At 71.5% G+C, this 15485-nt stretch carries 12 protein-coding genes; 6 read left to right on the forward strand and 6 right to left on the reverse strand.

Annotated features, from left to right (window positions below):
- Position 1: 1 nt before the first annotated feature.
- Entirely contained in the window at positions 2 to 1618 is a 1617-nt protein-coding gene (locus tag ASE56_RS15915; RefSeq protein ID WP_056232043.1) for a carboxyl transferase domain-containing protein, read from the reverse strand.
- Positions 1619 to 1868: 250 nt separating this feature from the next.
- Here ASE56_RS15915 and ASE56_RS15920 point away from each other — a divergent pair, with 250 nt between their 5' ends.
- Positions 1869 to 2639 (forward strand): TetR/AcrR family transcriptional regulator, encoded by a 771-nt coding sequence (locus ASE56_RS15920; protein ID WP_235557029.1) that lies wholly within the window; start codon positions 1869 to 1871, stop codon positions 2637 to 2639.
- 126 nt (positions 2640 to 2765) lie between these two features.
- On the opposite strand, the gene ASE56_RS15925 is transcribed toward ASE56_RS15920, so the two are convergent.
- The 3 genes from ASE56_RS15925 to pdhA are packed head-to-tail and all read right to left on the reverse strand — an operon-like array spanning position 2766 to position 6429.
- The gene (locus ASE56_RS15925) at positions 2766 to 4256 is read right to left on the reverse strand and encodes a dihydrolipoamide acetyltransferase family protein (RefSeq protein ID WP_056232045.1); all 1491 of its coding nucleotides are present in this window, start codon (positions 4254 to 4256) and stop codon (positions 2766 to 2768) included.
- Positions 4253 to 5296, reverse strand: coding sequence for an alpha-ketoacid dehydrogenase subunit beta (locus ASE56_RS15930; protein ID WP_056232049.1), 1044 nt, complete (start codon positions 5294 to 5296; stop codon positions 4253 to 4255). Before ASE56_RS15930 ends, ASE56_RS15925 begins: the two co-directional genes overlap by 4 nt.
- A complete protein-coding gene (gene pdhA / locus ASE56_RS15935) occupies positions 5293 to 6429 on the reverse strand; it encodes a pyruvate dehydrogenase (acetyl-transferring) E1 component subunit alpha (protein ID WP_056232422.1) in 1137 nt (378 codons plus the stop codon). Before pdhA ends, ASE56_RS15930 begins: the two co-directional genes overlap by 4 nt.
- A 174-nt stretch (positions 6430 to 6603) precedes the next feature.
- Between pdhA and ASE56_RS15940 the strand changes: the two genes are divergently transcribed.
- Positions 6604 to 7077, forward strand: a complete 474-nt coding sequence (locus ASE56_RS15940) for an Lrp/AsnC family transcriptional regulator (protein ID WP_056232426.1) — start codon at positions 6604 to 6606, stop codon at positions 7075 to 7077.
- Between the two features lie 15 nt (positions 7078 to 7092).
- Here ASE56_RS15940 and ASE56_RS15945 read toward each other — a convergent pair whose 3' ends face one another.
- Complete coding sequence (locus ASE56_RS15945; RefSeq protein ID WP_056232052.1) at positions 7093 to 8085, reverse strand: DMT family transporter; 993 nt, start codon at positions 8083 to 8085, stop codon at positions 7093 to 7095.
- A gap of 71 nt (positions 8086 to 8156) precedes the next feature.
- Between ASE56_RS15945 and ASE56_RS15950 the strand changes: the two genes are divergently transcribed.
- On the forward strand, positions 8157 to 8711 hold the full coding sequence (locus tag ASE56_RS15950; RefSeq protein WP_056232055.1) for a CGNR zinc finger domain-containing protein: 555 nt from the start codon (positions 8157 to 8159) through the stop codon (positions 8709 to 8711).
- Here ASE56_RS15950 and ASE56_RS15955 read toward each other — a convergent pair.
- Positions 8708 to 9580: an alpha/beta fold hydrolase gene (locus ASE56_RS15955; protein WP_056232059.1), complete on the reverse strand. Its 873-nt coding sequence runs from the start codon at positions 9578 to 9580 to the stop codon at positions 8708 to 8710. The two genes, ASE56_RS15950 and ASE56_RS15955, sit on opposite strands and share 4 nt — an antisense overlap.
- Before the next feature lie 247 nt (positions 9581 to 9827).
- Between ASE56_RS15955 and ASE56_RS15960 the strand changes: the two genes are divergently transcribed.
- From ASE56_RS15960 to ASE56_RS15970, 3 genes are all read left to right on the forward strand, one after another.
- Positions 9828 to 10562 (forward strand): exonuclease domain-containing protein, encoded by a 735-nt coding sequence (locus ASE56_RS15960; protein WP_056232063.1) that lies wholly within the window; start codon positions 9828 to 9830, stop codon positions 10560 to 10562.
- Positions 10563 to 10906: 344 nt separating this feature from the next.
- Positions 10907 to 13201, forward strand: a complete 2295-nt coding sequence (locus ASE56_RS15965) for a M1 family metallopeptidase (protein ID WP_162234525.1) — start codon at positions 10907 to 10909, stop codon at positions 13199 to 13201.
- A gap of 412 nt (positions 13202 to 13613) precedes the next feature.
- A complete protein-coding gene (locus tag ASE56_RS15970; RefSeq protein ID WP_056232071.1) occupies positions 13614 to 15476 on the forward strand; it encodes a DUF222 domain-containing protein in 1863 nt (620 codons plus the stop codon).
- The last annotated feature ends 9 nt before the right edge of the window (positions 15477 to 15485 follow it).

Genomic DNA, 15485 nt, shown 5'->3' on the forward strand with positions numbered 1-15485 from the left:
TTCACATCCGGAAGAGGCCGAAGCCCCGGTCGGCCAGCGGCACCCGGCTGACGACATCGAGCGCAAGCCCGAGCATCGTGCGCGTGTCGGCGGGGTCGATCACGCCGTCGTCCCAGAGCCGGGCGGTGGCGTAGTACGGACTGCCCTGCTCTTCGTAGCGGTCGCGGATGGGTTTCTGGAAGGCCTGGTCGTCGGCATCCGTCCACTCCTCCCCGCGCGCGGCGCGCTGGTCGCGCGTGACGGTCGAGAGCACGGATGCCGCTTGCGCACCCCCCATGACCGAGATGCGGCTCGAGGGCCAGCTCCAGAGGAACCGCGGGTCGTACGCGCGACCGCACATGGCGTAGTTGCCGGCGCCGTACGACCCGCCGACGAGGACCGTGAGTTTGGGGACGCGGGTGGTCGCGACGGCGGTGACCATCTTGGCGCCGTCTTTCGCGATGCCTCCGGCCTCGGCATCCCGCCCCACCATGAACCCGGTGATGTTTTGCAGGAAGAGCAGGGGGATGCCGCGCTGATCGGCGAGCTCGATGAAGTGCGCGGCCTTGAGAGCCGACTCGCTGAAGAGCACGCCGTCGTTGGCGATGATCGCGACCGGGTGCCCGTGCAGGCGCGCGAAGGTCGTGATGACGCTCTCGCCGTACAGCGCCTTGAACTCGTGCAGGGTGCCCGCGTCGACGAGGGTGTCGATGATCGCGCGCATGTCGACGGGCTGTGCGACGTCGGCGGGGACGATGTCGTAGAGCTCCTGCGGGTCGCGTGCGGGATCGGTCGGCGCCTCGACCTGCCAGACCGGCGCGGGGGTCGGCGGGAAGGTCGCGACGATGTCGCGGACGATCTCGAGCGCGTGCTCGTCGTCGTCGGCGAGGTGGTCGACCACTCCCGACCGGCGGGCGTGCAGGTCGCCGCCGCCGAGCTGCTCCGCGGTGACGTCTTCGCCGATTGCGGCCTTCACCAGGGGCGGTCCGCCGAGGAACACCGTGCCCTGGTTCCGCACGATCACGCTCTCGTCGCTCATCGCCGGGACGTACGCCCCGCCCGCGGTGCACGAGCCCATGACGGCGGCGATCTGCGGAATGCCGCGGGCCGACAGCTGCGCCTGGTTGCGGAAGATCCGGCCGAAGTGCTCGCGGTCGGGGAACACCTCGTCCTGCATGGGCAAGAACGCCCCGCCCGAGTCGACGAGGTAGATGCAGGGCAGGCGGTTGTCGAGGGCGATCTCCTGCGCGCGCAGGTGCTTCTTCACCGTCAGGGGGAAGTACGCCCCGCCCTTGACGGTGGCGTCGTTGGCGACGACCATGACGTGGCGTCCGTGCACGAGGCCGATACCGGCGACGACTCCCGCGCCGGGGGCCCCGCCGTCGTAGAGGCCGTGAGCGGCGAGGGGGGCGACCTCAAGGAACGGGCTGCCCTCATCGAGAAGTCGGTCGATGCGGTCGCGGGCGAGGAGCTTGCCGCGAGCGGTGTGACGCTCTCGCGCGGCGTCGGACCCACCGCGGGCGGCCGTGGCGAGCGTCACGCGGAGCTCTTGCGCGAGGTCGCGCTGGGTGGGGGCGGCGGCGGGCGCGGCGTTCTGTGACGTCTCGGGCGCTGCCGCGGTGACCGGTGCTGTGCTCATGGCGGCTCCGTCTCGGTGCCGCACCGTCGACGGCACCGTCGTTCCGGTCGGGGTCGTTCCCGCCGGAGGGGTTTTCAGTTAATGTTGGCTAACTGAGATTCCAGGTTAGTCCGAGCGGATGCCGATGACAAGAGCGAACGACGAGCCCCCCGCGGTCGCCGGCGCGGCGCGCGCTGACGCGGTGACGGCGGTCGCCCCCGCCCGCGAAGACATCTCTCCGGACGACTCTGTCGGCGCCGCCCGGGAAGGCGTGAGGGGCCATACGCCTGACCCCACGTCACGCCCGACGCCTGCCCACTCCTCCGGCACCGCGCCCGACCGCTCCCCCGGCACCGCCCGCGACCGCGCGAAGGCCGATCGTCGCGCCGCCCTGCTCGCCGCCGCGGCGCGCCTGTTCGCCGAGCGCGGCTTCGACGGTGTGACCCTCGGCGACATCGGCGAAGCGGCCGGGGTGAGCGGGCCGGCGGTATACCGCCACGTCGCGGGCAAACAGGCGTTGCTCGGTGCGATCCTCGTCGACGTCAGCGAGCGGCTGCTCGAGGGCGGGCGCCGAGTCGCGAAATCTGCCGCCGCGAACACATCCGCGGAGCCCCCGCCCGACACGCCGCCCGCGACCACCCCCACCCCGCGTGTCGCCATATCCCCCCGCGATCGTGCACACCCGGCATCCGCCCCGCATGGTGCCGATGACTCCGACGCCGTGCTCCGCGCGCTCGTCGACTTCCACGTCGCGTTCGCGCTCGCCGAGGCCGACGTGATCCGCGTGCAGGACCGCGACCTCGACCGTCTCTCCCCCGACGACCGCCGCACGGTGCGCCGCCTGCAGAACGCGTACGTCGCCGTCTGGACCGAGGCGCTCGCCACCGCGCATCCTGATGCCGAAACTCCCGCCGAGCGGCGCGTGCGAGCCCTGGCGTGCTTCGGTCTGATCAACTCGACGCCGCACAGCGTGCGCGGCGTGCCCGCGGCTCGCGTGCGCCCGACCCTGACCCGCATGGCGCTGGCCGCGCTGACGGCCTGACTCCCCGACGCGCGCCCCGGAGCCTGCACCCGCCCGCAACCGCAGCAGAACAAAGGTGCCGAGGGCGACCACTCCCTCGGCACCCCGTCGGTGCACCGCGCGACGGACTCACCGCCGCGGGTTCGCTCAGCGCAGCAGCATCGCCCGCCCGGGCTCGCGCAGCACGCCGGCGACGTCGGTGAGGAATCGCGCCGCCTCGGCTCCGTCGACCAAACGGTGGTCGAACGAGAGGCTGAGGGTCAGCACGTCGCGCAGGGCGATCTCGCCGTGGTGCTCCCACGGCGTGCGCCGCACGGCGCCGACCGCGAGGATTCCCGCTTCGCCGGGGTTGAGGATCGGCGTCCCGGCGTCGACGCCGAACACGCCGACGTTGGTGATCGAGAACGTCCCGCCGGTCATCGCGGCCGGAGCGGTGCGTCCGGCGCGAGCCGTGGCGGCGAGCTCGGCGATCGCGTCGGCGAGGTCGACGAGGTCGAGCCGGTCGGCATCCGGGATCACCGGAACCACGAGACCGCGATCGGTCGCGGCGGCGATCCCCAGGTTCACGTAGTGGTGCTCGACGATCTCACCCGCCGCCTCATCCCACTTCGCGTTGAGCGCGGGCGTCCGCCCGAGCGCCAGGCACACGGCCTTCGCGACGATCGCGAGCACGCCGATGCGGTGCCCGTCGAGCGCGCGGTCGGTCTTGAGCGAGGCGAGCAGCTCGGTCGTCGCGGTGACGTCGAGGGTGAGGAACGTCGTCGCGTGCGGAGCCGTGAACGCGCTCTGCACCATCGCCGCGGCCGTGTGCTTGCGCACGCCGCGGATCGGCGTGCGCGTCACCCGGTCGCCGGACAGGCTGGTCGGGGGGACCGTCGACGTGGGAGCGGGGGCGGAGGCCGTGGCCGCGCTCACCGGGCCGCGCGCCACCGTCCCACCGGGGTGAACTACGGCGGACGCCGTGACCTCGGGCATCGCCGGAGTGCGCGCCGCGAACTCCTCGACGTGGCCGCGCGTCACCATCTCGCCCGGGTGAGCGGCGGCGACCAGCACGAGGTCGACCCCGAGGTCCTTCGCGAGCTTGCGCACCGGCGGGGTCGAGCGCGGACGCTCGAGCGGCAAGTCGATCGGCCCGGTCTTGACGACGTCGTGCGGAGCGGCCTCGCGCACGGCGTGGTCGGACTCGATCACCGCGGTCCCGCCTCCGCGCGCGCGTCGCTTCGGACGGTTGCCGGATGCCGGAGCGGCGCCGTACCCGACGAGATTCGGGGTCGCGCGGGCGGCGATGTCGTCGGCGGGAGCGTCGAGCGGCGCGTCGGCGACCGTCTCGACGGCCGCGCCCGCCCCGGCCTCTCGGGTCGTCGCAGCAGAGGGGGCCGCCGGGGTAGCGGCATCCGCCCCGCCCAGGTCGAACGACACCAGGGGCGATCCGACCTCGACGACGTCTCCGGCCGCGGCGTGCAGACCCTGCACGGTGCCGGCGTACGGCGAGGGGATCTCGACGATCGCCTTCGCCGTCTCGACCTCGGCGATCGTCTGGTTGAGGGTGACCGTGTCGCCCTCGGCCACATGCCACTGCACGATCTCGGCCTCGGGAAGGCCCTCGCCGAGGTCGGGAAGTAAGAACTCCGCGATCATCGAACGCCTCCTTCGACGGTCACGGCGGATGCGCCGCCGGTGGGCGAAGAGCCCGCACCGCGCTCGAGCACCAGGTCCACCGCGTGCAGGATCCGATCCAGGTCGGGCACGTGGTGCTTCTCGAGCTTCGACGGCGGATAGGGGATGTCGTGCCCGGTGACGCGCCGCGGCGGCGTCTCGAGGTAGTGGAAGCACTCCTCGGTGATGCTCGCGATCAGCTCCGCGCCGACTCCCGCTTCGCGCGCGGCCTCGTGCGTGACGACGACGCGTCCGGTCTTGCGGACGGATGCCGCGACCGTGTTCATGTCGATCGGCGACAGCGAGCGCAGGTCGATGACCTCGAGCGAGATGCCGTCGTCTTCTGCGGCGACGGCGGCATCGAGGGCGGTGCGCACCTGGGCGCCGTAGGTGACGATCGTGGCATCCGTGCCCTCGCGGGCGACGCGCGCGAGGTGCATCGGCGGGGCGTCGGCGAGGTCGGCGTCGAGGTCGACCTCACCCTTGGAGTGGTACAGGCGCTTGGGCTCGAAGAAGATCACCGGGTCGTCGGAGGCGATCGCCTGCTGCAGCATGACGTAGGCATCCTGCGGGTTCGAGGGGGCGATCACGCGGAGTCCGGCGGTGTGCACGAAGTACGCCTCGGGCGACTCGGAGTGGTGCTCGGCCGCGCCGACGCCCCCGGCCCACGGGATGCGGATGACCAGCGGCATCCGGATGCGACCGTTGCTGCGGTAGTGGAGCTTCGCGACCTGGCAGACGATCTGGTCGAAGGCCGGGTAGACGAAGCCGTCGAACTGGATCTCGACGACGGGCCGGTAGCCGCGCAGCGCGAGTCCGACGGCCGTACCGACGATGCCGGCCTCGGCGAGCGGGGTGTCGACGACGCGCTGCGCGCCGAAGCGCTTCTGCAGGCCGTCGGTGACGCGAAAGACACCGCCGAGCTTCCCGATGTCCTCGCCCATGAGCAGGACTTTGTCGTCGTTCTCGAGCGCCTTAGACAGGCCCGCGTTGATCGCGGACCCGAGGGTGAGGGAAGTCATCGCGCGCCCTCCTGCTCGAACCCCGCGAGGTAGTCCATGTACTCGGCTTTCTGCCGTTCGACCGCGGCATGCGGTTCCGCGTACACGTGGTCGAACATGGTCTCGGGGGCCCGGGTGGTGGCCCCGATGCACGCGGCGCGCACCTCTGCGGCGAGAGCGTCGGCGGCACGGGCGACCTCGTCCGTTCCGGAGTCGTCGAGCATCCCCTCGGCGCGCAGGTAGGCCTCGAGCCGGGCGATCGGGTCGCGCTGCGCCCACTCGTCGACCTCGGCGGCGTCGCGGTAGCGCGTGGGGTCGTCGCTCGTGGTGTGCGGACCCATGCGGTAGGTCACGGCCTCGATGAACGAGGGTCCTTCGCCACGACGGGCGCGGTCGAGGGCCCAGCGCATGGCCGCGACGCAAGCGAGGGCGTCGTTGCCGTCGATGCGGAGGCTCGGGATGCCGAACCCCGGCGCCCGGCCCGCGATCGGGTACTTGGCTTGGACGGTGACGGGCTCCGAGATAGCCCATTGGTTGTTCGAGCACACGAACACCACGGGGGCGCGGAACGACGAGGCGAAGACCATCGCCTCGTTGACGTCGCCCTGGCTCGTCGCCCCGTCGCCGTAGTACGCGACGGCGACGTCGGTCGAGCCGTCGCGTTGAGCGCCCATCGCCCAGCCGGTGGCGTGCAGTGACTGCGCGCCGATGATGATCTGGGGAGGCGCCGCGTTGATGGTGGTGTGGTCGTAGGCGGAGTGCTCTTCGCCGCGCCAGGCCAGGACGTAGTCAGCGGGCTTGGCACCGCGGCCCAGCAGCACTCCGTGCTCGCGGTAACTGGGGAAGACGAAGTCTCCCGGGGCGAGGGCGTGGGCTGTGCCGACCTGGGTGGCCTCCTGTCCACGGCACGGTGCCCAGAGGGCGAGCTGTCCTTGGCGCTGCAGGGCGACGCCCTCGGCATCCAGCCGACGGGTGAGGACCATGTCGCGGTGGAGGGCGCGCAACTCGTGCGGCGAGAGATCGGCGACCCAGGGATCGAGGGTGTCGTCGGCGATCCGGGAGCCGTCCGGCTCGAGGAGGCGGAGCACGTCGTCGACGGCATCGTGGTCGTCGGCTCGTCCTGTCGAAGAGCCTCGGGTCTGGGTGTACGTCATCGTCATCCCTCCAGTGCGGCCGGGGCTCCTCGTGAGAGCCGGGGCGTACGGATGCCGGCAGCACCGCCGACGAGGCCGACCGTACGCGCGGAACGCACCCCGCTCAAGACCTCGCCGTCATATTGAGCATCGTGCCCACCGTGACCGACCTTCACACTGCTAATGTTTCGCACCATGAGCAAGCTCGACGCGGTCGACCTCGACCTCCTCCGCGCCCTGTCCGCCGATCCGCGCGCCACCGTCGTCGCGCTCGCCGAGAAACTCGGACTCTCCCGGAACACCGTCCAAGCGCGCATGAGCCGCCTGGAACGCGGGGGCGTCTTCCTCTCGTACGAACGCACGCTGTCGGCCGAGGCTCTGGGCTTCCCCATCGAGGCGTTCCTGCAGGTGACCGTTCGGCAGGCGGAGCTGCCGGCGATCCGTGCGGAGCTCGCCAAGGTGCCCGAGGTCCTGCAGGCGCACGGACTCAGCGGTCAGGTCGACCTGCTCGTGCGCGTGGCGTGCCGCGACACCCAGCACCTGTTCGACACCGACGCCCGGATCCTGGCCATCGAGGGTGTCGAGCGCACCGAGACGTCGCTCGTGATGGGCGAGGTCATCGGCTACCGCGTCGGCCCACTGATGCAGCTGGCACGCGAGGAGATTTAGTTTTCTCCGGCGTTTCTACGGCGCCGGCACCACCGGGATGCTTGCCGTCTCCGTGCTCTGCTCGCTCGGGCTCCCGGCATCCATGCGCACGAGCACCACGCCCACGAGGATCAGCGCGCCGCCCACGAACTGGACCGGCGCCGGCGTCTCACCGAGCAGCAGCCACGCGAACCCGAGCGCGAACAGCACCTCGATGAGTCCCACGAACGATGCGAGACGCGAGCCGATGAGCGGCACCGCGATCACCCCGAGCGCATAGCCGACGGTCGTCGCCACGCCGCCCACCCACAGCAGCGGCAGGATGCCGGGGAGCTCGAGTCCCGCAAGCGACACGGTGATCGAGGGGGCGGCGAAGGGCAGGACCCCGGTGGCCACCAGCACGCCCATGAGCAGGGTTCCGGTGAGCAAACCGCCCGCGGCGAGGGCGAGCGGGGGGAGGTCGTCGCCCGCGCGCCCGGCGATGACGAAGTAGGCCGCGGCGCAGACCGCCGCGCACAGCGCGAAGATCGTGCCGAGAAGGTCGAAGCGCGCGCCGCTGATGTCGACGACGAGCACGAGACCGGCCATCGCGACGACGGAGCCGATGAGCACCGCCTTCGACGGGGAGCGTCGGGTGCGCACCCAGACCGCGATGACGATGAGCACCGGCGCGATGTACTGGATGAGCAGGGCGACGGCGACCGGCATCCGCTGCATCGCGGCGAAGTAGAAGAGCTGGCAGCCGGCCACGGCCGTGAGCCCGAACGCGACGATGAGCAGCCCGTGTCGGCGGAGGAATCCGCGCTGACGGCGGATGGCGAGGATCAGCGCGGGCGAGAGCAGCAGGGCGGCGAGGCCCATGCGCACGAGGAGCACCGCGCCGAGAGACCAGCCGCCGTCGAGCAGCGGTTTGACGAACGGGCCGCTGGAAGAGAACGCCAGGGCCGAGGCGACGGCGATCGCGAGGCCGGTGACGGCGGTGGATCCGCGGTGGGTGGGACGCGGAAGGGTCACGGGAGACGTGGTCATGGGGGCCTGCTGTCACGAGTGAAGGGGGTTTACACTCGTGACAGTACGGCCTCTACCTGTCAGGAGTCAACGTGGTCTTCATTCGTGACACCGAACTGGTGCTGCGCGCCGCCGTCGAACTTGTGAACACCCTGCCGCACACCGAGGTGAGCGGGGTCGACACCCTCGTCGACGTCGCGGAGCTCGAGGCCTTCACCGACCGTCACGGCTACACCGGTTCGCGCACGCGCGACGCCCGCGAGCTCGCCGCCGTCCGCGGCATCCGCCCCCGTCTGCTGGAGCTGTGGAGTGCGGATCGCGACGGGGCCGTCCCCCTGGTGAACGCCATGCTCGCCGATGGGCGCGCGCTCCCCCAGCTCGTGCGCCACGACGGACTCGACTGGCACATCCACGCGAGCGACCCCGCGGATCCCCTGGCGACGCGCATCCTGGTGGAGTCGGCATTGGCCTTCGTCGACGTCATCCGCGCCGATGAGTACGCGCGCGTGCGCGTCTGCGAGGCGGACGACTGCGAGGGCGTGTACGTCGACTTCTCGAAGAACGGATCGAAGCGCTACTGCGACGCGGGCAACTGCGGCAACCGGATGAACGTGAACGCGTACCGCAAGCGCCGAGCCGAGGCCTAGCCGAGGAACTCCGCGATCGCCCGCGCCGCGGCCTGCGGGGTCTCGTAGTGGATCAGGTGGCCGACCTCGGGAATCTCGACGAGCCGGGCGTCGGGGAACAGCGTCGCCAGGTGCCGCTCGGCCTCGATCGGGGTGATGTCGTCCTTCTCGGCCGCGATGAGCAGCGTCGGCTGCGCGATGCGCGGGGCGAACTCGCGCACGTCGTGCGAGACGCTCGTGACGAAGGCCTCGTGCAGCACGTCGCGGTCGGCGAAGCGCGAGAAGTACTCGTCGTGCTGTTCGTGCACGAAGCGCCGCAGGCCGGGGTCGCGCGTCTTGGCCATGGCGTTGCTCATGACGCGCACGATGAGCCCGTTGCGCAGCAGTCCCTCGCCGATCGCGCGTGGCAGCTTCGCCCCGGCGAGGTAGTAGAACACCGCGAGACGGGTCAGGATCCCGCGAGGACCCTCGAGCGCGGGTGCCCCGATCGGGTTGACGAGGATGAGCCGGGGCGTCGACAACCCGCCCGCCACCGCCGCGGACGACACGATCGAACCGAACGAGTGGCCGAGCACGACGGCATCCGGAGCGACGCTCTCGACGAACGCGCGCAGCCAGGCGGCGTAGGTGTCGAGGTCGTGCGGGCGTCCGTCGAGGGGCGCGGTCTCGCCGAACCCGGGAAGGTCGGGAGAGACCACCCGGATGCCGGGAAGATGCGCGACCACCGGATCGAGCCCGTGGTGCTCGCCGCGGAAGCCGTGCACCGCGACGATCGTCGTCTCGGCGGCGTCGTCACCGTAGACCCAGTACGCCGTGGTGCCCCCGAGAACACTCGCCTCGCGCCGCACGACGGGGATCTGAGCGAGGCGGTCGGCGTAGGGGTTCGGCATGGGTCGAGTCTACGAGGGGGGGTCCGACATCTCTTCTCCGGACCACCGCCGGTGGCACGCTTCGGCCCTCCCCACCTCGCGGAGGCGTCCGTGGAATGCCCTTCACCGCGGGGTCTGCGCCGCGCCCTCGCCCCACCCACGACGACTCCGGCCGCGTGGGACCTGCGTCGCGCCCGAGCCCACGGCATCCACCCCCGTTCCTGCGCGCCTCGACGGCGATGTCGGAGGCCCGCTCTAGCGTGAGCGCATGACCACGTGGCAGGCCGAGCCGCTCCCCCTCTTCCAGACGCCCGAGTGGGCGCGCCTCGTGGGCGTGTTCGACCTCGAGACGACCGGGATCGACGTCGAGAACGATCGCATCGTGACCGCGCACGTGGGCGTCCTCGACGCCGACGGCCGCGTCGTCGACGCCCGCGACTGGCTCGCCGACCCGGGCGTCGAGATCCCCGCGGGGGCCGCGGCGATCCACGGGATCTCGACCGAACGCGCTCGTGCCGAGGGCGCCCCCGCACCGCGGGTGGTGGCCGAGGTCGTCGAGGCTTTGGGGGCGCTCTTCGCCGCCGGCATTCCGGTCGTCGCCTACAACGCGCCCTTCGATTTCTCGATGCTCAAGAACGAGGCCGTGCGCCACGGCGTGGCACCGATCGCCGCCCCTTCCCCCGTCATCGACCCCCTCGTCGTCGACAAGACCTTCGACCGCTACCGCCGCGGCAAGCGCACGCTCTCCGTCGTCGCCGAGCACTACGCGGTTCCCCTCGAGTCCGCGCACGAGGCCTGCGCCGACGCCGTCGCCGCGGGCCGGCTCGCCCTCGCGCTCGCCGAGAAGTTCGGCCCGTGGCTGCCCCGGACCCTCGACGAGCTCCACACCCGCCAGATCGGCTGGGCGCGCGTCCAAGCCGAGAGCCTCACGGAGTACTTCGTGAAGATCGGTCGGCTGGATGCCACGGCTCCGGCGATCGACGGCGCGTGGCCGATCCGCTGAGCCCGGTTGGCGCGTTCCCGCCGCATCGCGCGGCGTCGTCGTCGGCCGTGACGTCTCCGTCTTGTCCACCCCCGCCACCGAGCTGATCCGAGGCTGCCCGATGCGGCATCGCCTATGCATCGCCTGTGACGGATCCTGTCCTCGTTCGACACGCCGCCGAAACGTGCCGCCCCTACGGTGGCGACAACCATCTCGGCGGCGCTCTTTCGGACGACGCTGCCGCATCTTCTGAACGGACGACAGAACCCATGCGCCAGGCTCCGCCAGCTCCGCCCTCGCACCCTCCCCTTCTCCACCGGTCCGTCCGGTTCCTCGGAACCGCCGCGCTCGCGGCGGGGCTCGTCGTGTCATCCGTCGCCGCGGTCACCCCGGCGCTCGCTGCCGACCCCGTGGACGGCGCGCGCACCTCGGGCGACGCCATGTTCCCGAACGTGGGCAACGGCGGCTACGACGCCCTCGACTACGACATCGACCTCGCGTGGACCCCCGACGCGGTTCAAACCGGCTCCGTCGTGGCCGGCTCCATCGTCGCGACCTCGACCATGACCGCCCGCGCCGCCGAACCGCTGCGCAGCTTCTCTCTCGACTTCGAGGGACTCGTGGTCGACTCCGTGACGGTGGACGGCGCGCCCGCTGCGTGGCTGCGTGAGACCGACGCCGCTGCGATCGCACACAAGCTCGTCGTGACCCCCGCCACCCCGGTTTCCGGTGAGTTCCGCGTCACGGTCGCCTATCACGGAGTCCCGCAGGCCCACGTCGACGCCGACGGCTCGTACGAAGGGTGGAACCCCACGACCGACGGGGCGACGATGCTCGGTCAACCGGTCGGCAACATGACCGGGTTCCCGCACAACAACACTCCGGGCGACAAGGCGACCTACTCGATCTCGCTCGATGTCCCGACCACCCTCTCCGACGCGACCGGCGCGGGAGCGGCCCCGGCCGCCGCCGTCAGCAACGGCGAGCTGCTCTCGAAGACGCCGTCGACCGACGGCACCCGCACGACCTGGGCCTGGCAGCAGACGAAGCAGATGGCATCCGAGCTGCTCATCATCTCGATCGGCCGCTACGACGTCATCGAATCATCGGTGACGCTCACCGACGGCAGCACCATTCCCGCGTGGTCCTTCGTCGACTCGACGTCGACGACCGCCAACAAGGCGACCGTGACCACGGCGGTGAGCCAGCTCGGCCCGATCATCCGCAACCTCGAGTCCGTGTACGGGCCCTACCCGGGCCGCAGCGCCGGCGTCGTCGTGGACCGCGTGCCGCGCGGCATCAACTACGCGCTCGAGACGCAGGACCGCTCCTTCTTCCCGACGCGTATCGGTTTCAGCACCCTCGTGCACGAGCTCGCGCACCAGTGGTACGGCAACAATGTGTCTCCCACGACGTGGACCGACATCTGGATCGCCGAGGGCATGGCGACCTGGTCCGAAAGCTATTACGCCGGGAGCGACGGGTTCGGTGCGGGCACTCCGTCGCGCGAGGCGCAGTTCGACGCGTGGAACAGCGCCCCCGCGGGCGATGACAGGTGGACCATTGCGCCGGGTGCGCAGACCGACTCGGCTTCGCTGTACGACTACCAGACCTATGATCGCTCGGCGCAGTTCTGGGCAGCGCTGCGCGTCGCGATCGGCGACGACGCGTTCTTCCCGGTCGTCACGCAGTGGCAGCTGCGCAACGCTGGCACGAGCAGGACCGGCGCCGACCTCCTCGCTCTCGCCGAGGAGCTCTCCGGCCGTGACCTGCAGGCGTTCTACCGGGACTGGATCCTGGATGCCGACAAGCCCGCGTGGCCCGACCAGTTCACGCTCGCGCTGTCCACGAGCGCGACCGCCCCACTCGAGCGCGGCGGCTCGGCGAGCTACACCCTCACGGCGGAGAACACCGGACTCGTCCCGCTCGCCTCGTCGACCGCGAGGCTCGATGTCCGCGGCATCCTGGATCGGGCCTCCATCGACCAGACGGCTTTGCCCGCCGGCGTGACCCTGACCGGCGATGTTCTCGTCTGGACCATTCCGGCGACGGATCCGGGACGGACGGCCACGACGACGTTCGCGGCGACAGTGGCCGAAGACGCCTCGGGCGGAGCGCTGACCACCGAGGCCGCCGCCAGCCTCGGCGGAACGTGCGCATCGTGCGCGAGCACCCTTGCCGTGCAGGAGTACCCGGTCGACGCGCAGGCGCCGATCATCACGGGCGACACGGCGGCCGGTGCGACGCTCACGGCGACCACCCCCGGGTGGACCGACGGCACGTCGTTCGCGTATTCCTGGGCGGTCGACGGAACCCCGATCCCGGATGCCATGACCCCGACCTTCACGATCCCCGCCGCCGCCGTCGGACGGACGGTGACGGTGACCGTCACGGGCAGCCTCGCCGGGTATGTCGCCCAGTCGCGCACGAGCGCGCCCTTCGGCCCGGTCGTCGCAGCGATCGTGCCCGCGCCTTCACCTTCGCCGTCGGCATCGGGAGCCGCCGTCGCCTCGCCCCCTCGCGGGCAGCTCGGAGCGACCGGCTCCGAAGCACCGATGGCGGCGATCATGTGGGCTCTCGCGGCTCTCGTCGGCGGCTCGGTGCTGTCGGTGGTAGCGGTACGACGCCGGCGTGGCGCTCGTCGGGTCGAATCGGTCTGAGCATGTCGTGAGGATCGCCCCCGCCCCGGGTTGCCGGGTCCGGGGGCGATCCGTCGTGAGTCGGCCGGCTGTAGCCGCCTCCGTCACCCGTCTCACCCCGGAAGCGGGCGAGGCGGTGGCGATCGAGGGAACGGTCGCGCTCTGGTTCGCGGCGCGGCGCTCGCCTCTCGGCGAGCAGGACACGGCTGTCCCCTTTACGGAACGGTCGATGCTTCTCGATCGGCGCGGCGGAAGGTCGCATCGCGGCGCGGTCCCGATGCGCGACGCGCGAGGCTGAGGCCCTTGCGACGGGCGCCCGCGTCAGGGGCTGACGGAGCGACCCGAGGTGCTCGATCGGACGCCCTCCCCACGGCCGTGGCTCCGCCGAACCGACCCTCGACTCAATGTCGGAGGTCACCGATAGCGCTCTGCCATGACCCGCACCGCACACTCCGAAGGCCGGCCGACGCCGGTGTTCCGGGAGTGCGACGGGGCCCCGTGGCCGAGCGACGACGAGCTCGAACTCGAGGCAGAGTGGGCGGCTTTCCACGAGAGCGGCGATGTCGAGTGGTGGACGGGCGAAGAACCCGCGCAGTCGGGCGAGGCATCTTCTGCAGCCGTCCCGGCCGCCACTCCGGGCGGAGCGACGTCGTCCGGCACCAGCGACAGTGACGACGTCTGGTCGATAGACGACCTGCTCTCGCCGCTCGACGGTGGCGCCGCCGCGGTCTCTGACATCGATGCGCGGCTGGGCCACCTCGAGTGCGTCGTCAACGACAGGCAGCGGGCAAGCGCCGACGAGTACCGCTTGATTCTGGCGATCCTCGACGACGCCGCCTTCGACCCCACTCCCTGGGTCGGTCCCGACCCTACTCTCGACCGCGCGTGGAACGATCCCCGCGGATGTACCCCCGGCGCTGTGCGTCGCGATCGCATCAACCTCGCTGAGCGCGCCGCCGTCGCCGAGGTCGCCGTCCGCCTGCGTCTGTCCGAGCAGACCGTTCGGACGAGGGCCGCCCACGTGCGGACGCTGGCCGTCGGTTGCCCGCAGCTGTGGACCGCCTTCAGCGAAGGCCGCGTCTCCGAGAAGCACGCGGTCGACGCAGCTCGACTGGCGTCGACGCTCCCCGCGGGCGATGACGCCGCCTTCCAGCGCTTCGACGACGAAGCGTGTCCGCAATCGCTCGTCCTCCCCCCGGCGAAATTCGCGGTTGCTGCTCGCGCGATCCGCGAGCGTATCCATGCCGAGTCACTCGAGGCTCGTCATCGCCGGGCAGCCGAGGATCGCGGTGTCTGGATGAGGGCCGAGCTCGACGGCATGGCATCCCTGCACGCCCTTCTCCCCGCGGATCGCGCCCGCGCGGTGATGTCGCGGCTGGATCGCGCGGCCCGGCACCTTCGCGCGGCACCCGATGAAGAACGCACGCTCGCGCAGTTGCGGGCCGACGCCTTCGCCGACCTCGTCACCATGACGGAGGATCCGGGCCAGAACGCGACGGCTCCGTCCTCGAACAGCGTGACGGAGAATTCCCCGCCTGGTGCGGCCGTGCCCACGCCCCCAGTGCCCGGCATTGCGAAGCAAAGTTCCGTCGCGGCCGACGCGAAAGAGCCCGCCCGACATGCGCTCGCGGGCCCCGCATCACGAGCGCCAGATGCCGAGCATGCCGCATCGCACCCGGACACCGAACACCTCGCACCGCACCCACCGGGCCCCGAACGCCCCGCGCCGCGCGCACGCGATGCCGAACGCCCCGCGCCACACACACCCGCTGCCGAAAACCCCACACCGCATGAACCCGCGGCGGGGCGCACCTTCCGGTCTGCTCCCCCGGCAACCGTCGTCGTGACGATTCCTGCGCTCACCCTCCTGGGGCACGACACCGAACCGGCGACGCTCGAGGGCTACGGACCGATCGACCTAGCGACCGCACGGCGGCTCGCCGGAAACGCCACCTCGTGGGTCCGGCTTCTCACCCACCCTGTGACCGGCGCGCCGCTCGTGCTCGACCGCAAGACGTACCGCGTTCCCGTGGCGCTCCGACGGTGGCTCGGCGTCATTTCGCCCACGTGCGTGTTCCCCGGCTGCGGCCGCGCCGCGCGGGAGTGCGACATCGACCATCTCACCGCGTGGGCCGACCGCGGCACCACCGACGACGACAACCTCGATCCCAAGTGTCGCCACCACCACCGCCTCCGTCACGAGACCCGGTGGGACCTCGATCGCACAGCCGGAGGCGACACCGCGTGGATCTCGCCCCTCGGCGGCAGGTACGGCACAGATCCGCCACCGTTCTAGAGGCGGCGG

The sequence above is a fragment of the Microbacterium sp. Leaf203 genome (genome assembly GCF_001421275.1).
Lineage (GTDB): Bacteria > Actinomycetota > Actinomycetes > Actinomycetales > Microbacteriaceae > Microbacterium > Microbacterium testaceum_A.

Excerpts from the sequence above, each read along its gene's own strand:
- ASE56_RS15940 (WP_056232426.1), top strand. The coding sequence starts at position 6,604 with ATGAGCAAGCTCGACGCGGTCGACCTCGACCTCCTCCGCGCCCTGTCC.
- ASE56_RS15955 (WP_056232059.1), bottom strand. The coding sequence starts at position 9,580 with ATGCCGAACCCCTACGCCGACCGCCTCGCTCAGATCCCCGTCGTGCGG.
- ASE56_RS15960 (WP_056232063.1), top strand. The coding sequence starts at position 9,828 with ATGACCACGTGGCAGGCCGAGCCGCTCCCCCTCTTCCAGACGCCCGAG.
- ASE56_RS15945 (WP_056232052.1), bottom strand. The coding sequence starts at position 8,085 with ATGACCACGTCTCCCGTGACCCTTCCGCGTCCCACCCACCGCGGATCC.
- ASE56_RS15925 (WP_056232045.1), bottom strand. The coding sequence starts at position 4,256 with ATGATCGCGGAGTTCTTACTTCCCGACCTCGGCGAGGGCCTTCCCGAG.
- ASE56_RS15970 (WP_056232071.1), top strand. The coding sequence starts at position 13,614 with ATGACCCGCACCGCACACTCCGAAGGCCGGCCGACGCCGGTGTTCCGG.
- ASE56_RS15915 (WP_056232043.1), bottom strand. The coding sequence starts at position 1,618 with ATGAGCACAGCACCGGTCACCGCGGCAGCGCCCGAGACGTCACAGAAC.
- pdhA (WP_056232422.1), bottom strand. The coding sequence starts at position 6,429 with ATGACGTACACCCAGACCCGAGGCTCTTCGACAGGACGAGCCGACGAC.
- ASE56_RS15930 (WP_056232049.1), bottom strand. The coding sequence starts at position 5,296 with ATGACTTCCCTCACCCTCGGGTCCGCGATCAACGCGGGCCTGTCTAAG.